1 protein-coding gene is annotated in these 3688 nt (G+C 72.5%); it reads left to right on the top strand.

Annotated features, from left to right (window positions below; all coding sequences use genetic code 11):
• Positions 1–3688 (top strand): type I polyketide synthase (locus ADK64_RS03115; RefSeq protein WP_159046152.1); only part of this gene is annotated, 3688 nt, incomplete at both ends.

Genomic DNA, 3688 nt, shown 5'->3' with positions numbered 1-3688 from the left:
GCATCCGTGGCTGGCTGATCATGCGGTGATGGGTCGGGTTCTGCTGCCGGGTACGGCGTTCGTGGAGTTGGCGATCCGGGCGGGTGACGAGGTCGGCTGTGACCGGGTCGACGAACTCACCCTCGAAACACCCCTGGTGCTGCCCGACAACGGCGGCGTCCAGATCCAGTTGGTGCTGAGCGAGCCCAACCAGGACGGCCTTCGCCGGTTGAGCATCCACAGCCGCCCGCAGGACGCGTCACAGGAACGGCCATGGACCCAGCACGCCAGTGGTCTGCTCAGCTCGCAGACCCCGGACGTGCCCGCGGACCTGGCCGTATGGCCCCCGCAGGGTGCGGCCCGCGTGGACATCGAGGGTCTGTACGAGGAGCTGGCCGACTCGGGACTCGGGTATGGCCCGATCTTCCGAGGGCTGCACGCGGCCTGGCAGCTCGATGACGAGATCTACGCCGAGGTCCGGCTGCCCGAAGGCGTCGAGGTCGGCCGGTTCGGGCTGCACCCGGCGCTGCTCGATGCCGCACTGCACGGCGCCGGCCTCAGCGATTCCGCGTCGAGCTTCGGACTGCCGTTCTCCTGGACCGGCGTGACGTTGCACGCTGTCGGCGCTGCCGCACTCCGCGTTCGGCTGTCTCCGATAGGCCCGGACGCGGTGTCCGTGCTCGTCACCGATACGACAGGCAGCCCGGTGGCCACGGTCGACTCGCTGGCGCTGCGGCCTGCTTCGGCGGAGTCGGCATCGGCCGCCGACCCGTACGCGGCCGATACCGACGCCCTGTTCGGCGTCGAGTGGACCGGCGCCCCGGTCCCCGAGGACGCACCCGAGGATGCGTCCGGGGACGCGGCGCGGTGGTTCTTCCTCGGGGCGGACTCCTACCCCGGCCTGGCGTCGCTGTACGGAGCCCTCGACGCGGGCGAGCCGGTGACCCACGTGGTCGCCACCCCCACATCCGACACCACGGTGAGTCCGGCTTCCACCGTCCGGACCGCCACTCAGCAGGCACTCTCCCTGGTCCAGGAGTGGCTGGCGGACGCGGACGGCCGTCATGCCGGCGCGCAGTTGGTGTTCTGTACCCGGGGAGCGGTCTCCGCGACCGGCGGTGACGAGGTGAGCGACCTCGCGGCCGCGTCGTTGTGGGGCCTGATCCGGTCGGCGCAGTCGGAGCACCCGGGCAGGTTCGTCCTCGTAGACGTAGACGTAGACGTAGACGTCGATTCCGATGCGGGCGCGTCCATCCAGGGCGTGGTGCGTACGGCCGTCGCCTGTGGTGAACCACAAGTGGCCGTGCGGGCAGGGAAGTTGTACGTCCCGCGCCTGGCCCGGGTCTCGCCGGGCGCAACGACCAGCAGCCTCCCGGATTCGGCGCACACACCATCCACGGAGCTCGACCCCTCCGGCACCGTCCTCATCACCGGTGGCACCGGCCTCCTCGGCGGCCTCCTCGCCCGGCACCTCGTAGCCGAGCACGGTATGCGCCACCTGCTGCTGACCAGCCGTCGCGGGACCGACGCCCCCGGTGCCGACGAACTCGTGGCCGATCTGTCCGCCCAGGGCGCCGAGGTGTCCGTGATCGCCTGTGACACGGCCGAACGCACCGACGTGGCCGACCTGTTGGCGGGCATACCGAAGAGCCGTCCGCTCACCGCCGTGATCCATGCGGCGGGCGTGCTCGACGACCACGTCATCGAGGCCATGACCCCCCGCCAGCTCGCCGACGTCCTGCGCCCCAAGGTGGACGCGGCCTGGCACCTGCACGAGCTGACGCGCGATCTGGATCTCGCCGCCTTCGTCCTCTTCTCCTCGGCGGCCGCCACCCTCGGCGGCTCGGGACAGGCGAACTACGCTGCCGCGAACGCCTTCTTGGACGCCCTGGCCCACCAGCGCCGCTCGCAGGGGCTGCCCGGACTCTCGCTCGCCTGGGGCCTGTGGGAGCAGCCCGGCGGGATGACCGGACATCTGGACGACGCCGACCGGCGGCGCCTCGCGGATCTCGGCATGTCCCCGCTGTCCGCCGCGGAGGGCCTCGCGCGCTTCGACGCCGCACTGGAGACGGACCGGGCGCTCGTCGTCCCGATGAAGCTGGACACCGCCACCGTCGCCGCACGGGTACCGGCCGACGAGGTGCCGGAGCTGCTGCGCGGTTTGATCCGCGGCCCGAGGCGGCGGACCGCGCGGTCCGCCCCGGCGCAGTCCGCCCTGCGCCGGCGCCTCGGCTCGCTCGCCGAGAGCGAGCAGGACGGCGCGCTGCTGGATCTCGTGCACGAGCAGGTCGCCGCGGTGCTCGGGCACACGTCCTCGGATGCGATCGCCGCGGGCCGGGCCTTCAAGGACCTGGGCTTCGACTCGCTCACGGCCGTACGGCTGCGCAACCGGTTGAGCACGGCCACTGGTCTGCGCCTGCCCTCGACCCTGGTGTTCGACTACCCGACTCCCGCCCTGCTGGCCGGCTTCCTCCGTACGCAGCTTCTCGGCCCGGCCACCACCGCGGCCGTCGCGCGGACCACCGCACACGTCACCGCGGCAACGCTCGACGAGCCGCTGGCGATCGTCGGCATGAGCTGCCGCTTCCCCGGTGATGTGCGCTCCCCGGAAGAGCTGTGGGACCTGCTCGCCGCTGGTGGCGACGCCATCTCCGGGTTCCCCACCGACCGCGGCTGGGACCTCGAGCGGCTCTACGACCCCGACCCGGACCACTCGGGCACGTACTACGCCCAGGGCGGCGGATTCCTCCATGACGCGGCCGACTTCGACGCGGCCCACTTCGGCATCAGCCCGCGTGAGGCCCTCGCCATGGACCCGCAGCAGCGTCTGCTGCTGGAGACGGCGTGGGAGGCGTTCGAGCGGGCCGGTATCGCCCCCACCTCCTTGCGGGGCAGCCGGACCGGTGTCTTCGTCGGAGCGATGTCGCAGGACTACGGGCCCGCGCTGCACGAAGCACCGCGTGAGGTCGAGGGCTACCAGCTGACCGGCATGGCGGCGAGCGTCGCCTCCGGCCGACTGGCCTACACCTTCGGCCTGGAGGGCCCCGCCGCCACGGTGGACACCGCCTGCTCGTCGGCCCTGGTGGCCCTGCACCTGGCGGGCCAGGCGCTGCGCAGCCAGGAGTGCTCGCTGGCCCTGGTGGGCGGCGTCACCGTGATGTCCAGCCCGGGTGCGTTCATCGAGTTCAGCCGGCAGCGCGGGCTGTCGGCGGACGGCCGCTGCAAGTCGTTCGCGGCGGCGGCCGACGGCACCGGCTGGTCGGAGGGGGCCGGTGTCCTGGTCGTGGAGCGGCTCTCGGACGCGCGCCGCAACGGTCACCAGGTGCTCGCGGTCGTCCGCGGCACGGCCGTCAACCAGGACGGCGCCAGCAACGGCCTGAGCGCCCCCAACGGCCCCTCGCAGCAGCGCGTGATCGGTCAGGCGCTGGCCATGGCGGGCCTCACCGCGGACCAGGTCGACGCGGTGGAGGCGCATGGTACGGGTACGTCCCTGGGTGATCCGATCGAGGCGCAGGCGCTGCTGGCGACGTACGGGCAGGGCCGGGATGCAGACCGGCCGTTGTGGCTGGGCTCGGTGAAGTCGAACATCGGTCACACGCAGGCGGCCGCTGGCGTGGCCGGGGTGATCAAGATGGTGCTGGCGATGCGGCACGGGGTGCTGCCGCGGACGCTGCACGTCGACGAGGCGACCCCGCACGTGGACTGGTCC

This window comes from Streptomyces sp. MMG1121 (assembly GCF_001280015.1).
Taxonomy (GTDB): Bacteria; Actinomycetota; Actinomycetes; order Streptomycetales; family Streptomycetaceae; genus Streptomyces.
The sequence above is the reverse complement of the archived record's forward strand: the minus strand, read 5'-3'. Positions and strand labels throughout refer to the sequence as shown.